Below are 6,695 nucleotides of genomic sequence, written 5' to 3'. Positions count from 1 at the left end.
CCCCACACCGTGCCCACGCAGCCACCGCGCCAACCGGTTCACCCGCGCGGCCAACTCCGCGTAGGTGACCGACTCGTCCTCGAACACCACTGCCACCGCATTCGGACGCTCCGCCACGCGGGCCGCGAACACCGCAGGGAACGTCACCGGTGCGGGGTCCACAGTGGACCCCGCCCACTCCAGGAGCGTATCGCGGTCACCGGGGCCCAGCAGGTCGACCGAGCCGAGCCGTCGGTCCGGATCGGCCACCACGCCACGCAGCAGCGAGCCCAACCGGTCGACGATTCCGTCCACAGTGGACCGTTCGAACACGTCGGTGTTGAACTCGGCGACGCCGCTGATGCCGCTCGGATACTCGGTGACCGACACGGCGAGGTCGAACTTCGAGGTGCCCGTGGTGACCGGGATGTCGACCACGGTCAGCCCCGGGAGGTCGATGTCGGCGGCGACGTTGTTCTGGCCGGCGATCATCACCTGGAACAGCGGATGGTGCGACAGCGACCGGGTCGGGTTCAGCTCCTCCACGAGCCGCTCGAACGGCACGTCCTGGTGCGCGTAGGCGTCGAGGCTGCGTTCGCGCACGCGGGCCAACAGGTCCCGGAACGTCGGATCACCCGACGTGTCCACCCGCAGCACCAACGTGTTCACGAAGAACCCGACCAGGTCGTCGAGCGCCTGATCGGTGCGGCCCGCGATCGGCGAGCCCAACGGGATGTCGGTGCCCGCGCCGAGCCGGGTCAGCAACGCCGCCAGCCCCGCCTGCACCACCATGAACACGCTGACGTTCGCCGCCCGGGCCAGGCCGGCCAGCCCCGCGCGCAGGTCCGCGTCCCACTCGAAGGTGAACAGTTCGCCGCGGTACGACGCGACCCGTGGGTACGACCGGTCGACCGGCAGGTCGAGCCGCTCCGGCAGGCCGGCCAGCGTCCGACGCCAGTAGTCGAGCTGGTCCGACAGCGGCTCCGGCAGCTCCCGCTGCCACAGGGTGTAGTCGGCGTACTGCACCGGGAGCGGTGTCCACTGTGGAGCCCCGCCGGCCCGGCGGGCGGCGTAGGCGGTGCGCAGGTCGCGCGACAGCGGCGCCAGCGACCACCCGTCGGAGGCGATGTGGTGCATGACGAGCGCCAGCACGTGGTCCCGGTCGCCGAGCACGAGCAGGTCGGCCCGCACCGGTACGCCGGCCGACAGGTCGAACGGCGCGCGCACCAACGCTTCCAGCGTCTCGTCGAGGATCGCGTCGTCGGCGCGGCGGACGCGGAGGTCGACGCCGGCGCGGTCGACGTCCCAGACCTCCTGGACCGGCTCGCCGTCGCGCTCGACGAACACCGTGCGCATGGACTCGTGCCGGTCGACCACGTCGCGCAGCGCCGCCCGCAACGCCGCCACGTCCAGATCACCGGACAACCGCACCACCCACGGCACGTTGTACGTCGCCGACGCACCCTCCAACCGGTCCACGAACCACAACCGCTGCTGCGCGAACGACAACGGCACACCCTCCGGCCGCGGCACCACCCGACGCAGCACCGGCCGCGGTGCGCCGCCGGTGCCGGTGCCGGCGCTCACGTGTGCGGCCAGCCCGGCGACGGTCGGGGCCTCGAAGACCGACCGGACCTCCAACCCGTTCCCGAACACCGCCCGGATCCGGGCCACCAGCCGCGTGGCGAGCAGCGAATGCCCACCCAGGTCGAAGAAGCTGTCGGCGACGCCCACCGACGGCACGCCCAGCACCTCGGCGAACAGCCCGCACAACACCTCCTCCACCGGCGTCGACGGCGCGCCACCGGCGCCCACCGCCGGGCCGTCGGGCGCCGGCAACGCCCGGCGGTCGAGCTTGCCGTTCGGGGTCACCGGCAGCGCGGGCAGCACGACGACCGCGGCCGGCACCATGTACTCCGGCAGCCGCTCGGCGGCGAGCGCGCGCAACCGGGCCGGGAGCGTGTTGACCGACGCGAACGCCAGCGGGTCGGTGGTGAGCGCGGTCGCCGGCGCGACGGTTCCGGTCGACCGGTAGGTGCCGGTGACCGCGCCGTCGCCGGTGACGAACACGGCGTCCATGTCGCCGATGTCGTCCGGTGACCAGGTCACGGCGGTGCGGTACCCGAGCCGCTCGCCGAGTGCGTGCAGGGCCTCGGGGTCGATCCCGCCGCCGGTCGCGAGGGCCGCGGTGACGTCGGTGACGCCGCCGCCACCGTCGAGCGCGCGGAGCGCGGCGACCTCACCGGCGAGCCGGCCGTTGGGCACCCCGGTGACCCGGACCCGGACCGCCGGGTCGCGGCGCACCCGCAGGTGTGCCGTCAGCGTGTCGAGGTCGGCGACGTCGGTGCCCCACGACAGCACCGACTCCGGCACCGGGTCGGTGACCGGCGTCGCGTGCAGCACGACGTCGTACCGGAACCGGGTCAGCTCGTTGTGGTGCCGGCCACGCTTGAGCCGCACGTCGACGGCGCCGAGCGCCGCGAAGAACTCCGGAGCGACCAGGAGTTCCTTCTCCCGCAGCAGGCTCTGCCCGATCGCCTGGCGCAGCGCGCCGGTGTCCACTGTGGACCGGACCCGGCGGGCCTGCACCGCCGTGTGGAAGCAGCGCAGCAGCCGCTGGTCGCGCACGTCGCCGACGAACACGGCGCCGCCGGGGGCGACCAGGCGCAGTGCCGCGCGCAGCACGTCGAGCAGGTAGTCTGCGCTCGGGAAGTACTGCACGACGGAGTTGAGCACGACGGTGTCGAAGAAGCCCGCCGGCAGCCCGGTCAGGTCGTGTGCCGGTTGGACCCGCAGCTCCACGCGGTCGGCCAGCGCCGGATCCGCGGTGACCCGGCGGCGCAACGACTCGACCACCGCGCCGGACAGGTCGGTGCCCCAGTACGTGTCGCAGTCGGTGGCCAGTTCGGTCAGCAGCAGCCCGGTGCCGACGCCGATCTCCAGCACCCGTCGCGGTGCCAGCGACCGGATCCGGTCGACGGCCGCGTCGCGCCACTCGCGCATCTCGTCCAGCGGGATCGGTGCGCCGTCGTCGCTGCTGTTCCACCCGGCGAAGTCGTCGCCGTCCGAGACGCCGGCCCCGGTGTACACCGCGTCGTAGAGTTCCCGCCACTCGTCGAGATGCGCGGCGCGGTCGCCGGTCGCGACCGCCGGCACCACGTAGCCGACGAGGCGCGCGTCACCCGGCCGGTCCTCGCGGGCGACGACGACCGCCTGCCGCACGTCCGGATGGGTGGCGAGCGTCGCGGCGATCTCGCCGGGCTCCACCCGGAATCCCCGGATCTTCACCTGTTCGTCGACCCGGCCGAGGAACTCCAGCGCGCCGTCGGGCAGCCGCCGGGCCACGTCTCCGGTGCGGTACATGCGCGTCCCGGGCGGGCCGTACGGGTCGGCGACGAACCGTTCCGCGGTCAGGCCGGGCCGGCGCAGGTACCCGCGGGCGAGCTGGATCCCGGCCAGGTACAGCTCGCCGGGCGTGCCCGACGGCACGGGACGCAGCGCGGCGTCGAGCAGGTAGGCGCCGGTGTTCCACACCGGCTGTCCAATGGGGACGGTCGCACCGGTCGCGCCGCCGGCGCACGGCCACGAGGTGACGTCGACCGACGCCTCTGTCGGCCCGTACAGGTTGTGGAGGATCGGCCCGTACGCCCCGGTGAACCGGGCCGCCAGGTCGGCCGGCAGGGCCTCGCCGCTGCACAGCACCCGGCGCAGCCCGTCGCCCGCGGTCGCCGCCGGGACCTCCAGGAACGCGCGCAGCATCGACGGGACGAAGTGGACGGTCGTGACGCCACCGGTCCGGATCAGCTCGGCCAGGTAGGCAGGGTCCTTGTGCCCGTCCGGTCGGGCGACGACGAGCGCCGCGCCGGTGGCCAGCGGCCAGAAGAACTCCCACACCGACACGTCGAACGTCGCCGGTGTCTTCTGCAGCACCCGGTCGTCGGGCGTCAGGCCGTACTCGTGCTGGGTCCACAGGAGACGGTTGACGATGCCGGCGTGCGGCACCGTGACGCCCTTGGGCCGTCCGCTCGAGCCGGACGTGTAGATGACGTAGGCCGCGTGGCGCGGGTCGAGGCCGACACCGGTCACCGGCGCGTCGGAGTGGTCGGCCAGGTCCGTCGGTGGCGCGTCGAGGACGATCACCGGGTCGGCCTCGGCGATGATCCGGGCCGTCCGGTCGGCGGGGTGGTCCGGGTCGAGCGGCAGGTACGCCGCGCCGGTCTTGAGGATCGCGAGCAGCGCGGTGACGAGGTGGGTCGAGCGGGGCAGCGCGACGGCGACGATCCGCTCCGGCCCGGCGCCGCGCGCGATCAGCCAGCGAGCCCACCGGTTGGCCCGGGCGTGGAGTTCCGCGTAGGTCAGCGTGCCGTCGTGGGCGACCAGCGCGGTGGCGTCCGGCGTCCGGACGGCCTGTGCGGCGAGCAGGTCCGTGAGCGTCGTCGCCGGCAGGTCGCGGACCGGCCCGGACCACCCGGCCACCAGCCGGGTCCGCTCGTCGGCCGCGAGCAGTTCGACGTCGCCGACCCGGCGGTCCGGCTCGGCGGCGACCGCGCGGAGGAACCGTTCCAGCCGGTCGAGGATCAGGTCCACTGTGGACCGGTCGAAGACGTCGACGTTGTACTCGGCGGCGCCGCCGAACCCGGCCGGCTCCCCTATGGCGGTCAGCTGCTCGGTGAGCGCGAACCACAGGTCGAACTTGGCGGTACCGGTGCCGTGGAACTCCTCGGTGACGGCCAGCCCGGGCAGCCGCACGTCGGCGGCCGCGTTGTTCTGCAGCACCAGCATGACCTGGAACAGCGGATGGTGGGCCAGCGACCGGGCCGGGTTCAGCTCCTCGACGAGCCGCTCGAACGGCACGTCCTGGTGCGCGTAGGCGTCGAGGCTGCGCTCACGGACGCGGGCCAACAGGTCCCGGAACGTCGGGTCGCCGGCCGTGTCGACCCGCAGCACCAACGTGTTCACGAAGAACCCGACCAGGTCGTCGAGCACCTGCTCGGTACGACCGGCGATCGGCGTGCCGATGGGGATGTCGGTGCCGCCGCCGAGCCGCGACAGCACCGCCGCGAGCCCCGCCTGGACCACCATGAACAGGCTGGCCCCGCTCTCGCGGGCGACCCGCGCCAGCGCCGTGTGCAGGTCGGCGTCCCACGCGAAGCGGAAGAGTTCGCCGCGCCCGGTCGACGCCGGCGGGTGCGGCCGGTCGGTGGGGAGGGCGATCCGGGACGGGAGCCCGGCCAGCGCCCCGCGCCAGTAGTCCAGCTGGCCGGTCCGGAGGTCGTCCAGTTCCCGTTGCCACAGCGCGTAGTCGGCGTACCGCACCGGCAGCGGCGTCCACTGTGGAGCCTCGCCCGCCGTGCGGGCCGCGTAGGCCGCGGTCAGGTCGCGCCACAGCGGCGCCATCGACCAGCCGTCGCAGGCGATGTGGTGGACGACCAGCACCAGCAGGTGCTCGCGCTCGCCCACCGCGAACAGTTCCGCCCGGATCGGGGCCTCGGTCTCCAGGTCGAACACGGCGCGGGCGACCTCGTCCACCGTCTCGTCGGACGCGTCCGCCGGCCGGACCACGAGGTCGGGTCCGGCGGGGAGCAGCCGTTGGTAGGGCGCGTCGTCGGCGGCGGCGAACCCGGCGGCGAACACGGTCCGCAGCGGCTCGTGCCGCTCGACGACGTCGTGCAGCGCGACCCGCAGCGCCGGCACGTCGAGGTCGCCGGTCAGTCGGACGACGATCGGCATGTTGTAGGTGGCCGACGGGCCCTCCAGCCGGTGGAGGAACCACAGCCGCTGCTGGGCGTACGACAGCGGCACCCGCTCGGGCCGCGGCGACGCCGGGCGCAGCGCCGGCCTGGCGGGTGCCGAACCGGCGCGCTCCAGCACCTCGGCGAGCGCGGCGACGGTCTGCGCCTCGAAGATGGTCCGCACCGCCAGTTCGGCGTCGAACACCGTGCGGACCCGGGCCAGCAGCCGGGTGGCGAGCAGCGAGTGGCCGCCGAGGTCGAAGAAGTTGTCCTCGGGGCCGACCTGCGGCGCGTCGAGCACCTCGGCGAACAGTCCACACAGGACCTCTTCGACGGGCGTCCGCGGTGGCCGGCCGGCGCGGTACCGGCGCGGGTCCGGGGCGGGCAGCGCGCGCCGGTCGACCTTGCCGCTGGGCAGCAGCGGCATCCGGTCGAGGGGAACGAACGCGGCCGGCACCATGTAGTCGGGCAGCCGGGTGCGCAGGTGCTCGCGCAGCACGGCGCCGTCGGGCGCCGGCCCGTCCGGGACGACGTAGGCGACGAGGAGTCCGTTGTGGACGGTCACGTGTGCCTGGGCCACGTGCGGGTGTTCGATGAGGACGGTCTCGATCTCACCCGGTTCGATCCGGTATCCACGAATCTTGATCTGATCGTCGGCCCGCCCCTGGAACACGAGCCGCCCGTTCGGCAACCAGCGGACGACATCGCCGGTCCGGTAGAGCCGGTCCCCGGCGCCGAACGGGTTCGCGACGAACCTTTGCGCGGTCAACCCCGGCTGGCCCAGATAGCCACGCGCCAGCCCCGGCCCGGCCAGATACAACTCACCCGCCACCCCCGCCGGCACCGGCCGCAACGCCGCGTCCAACACGTAGGCACGGGTGCCAGGGTCGGGGACGCCGATCGGCACCACCGACGCCCCCGCCAACTCCACCGGATCACACAGACCCAACGTCGAGTTGACCGTCGCTTCCGTCGGACCATAGG

At 73.8% G+C, this 6,695-nt stretch carries 1 protein-coding gene; it reads right to left on the bottom strand.

Going from position 1 to position 6,695, the window contains the following annotated elements; genetic code table 11:
* On the bottom strand, positions 1-6,695 hold a 6,695-nt coding region (locus tag Vau01_RS62605; protein WP_204015177.1), incomplete at both ends, for a non-ribosomal peptide synthetase.

The sequence above is a fragment of the Virgisporangium aurantiacum genome (assembly GCF_016863635.1).
Taxonomy (GTDB): domain Bacteria; phylum Actinomycetota; class Actinomycetes; order Mycobacteriales; family Micromonosporaceae; genus Virgisporangium; species Virgisporangium aurantiacum.
This window is presented reverse-complemented; position numbering and strand designations above follow the sequence as displayed.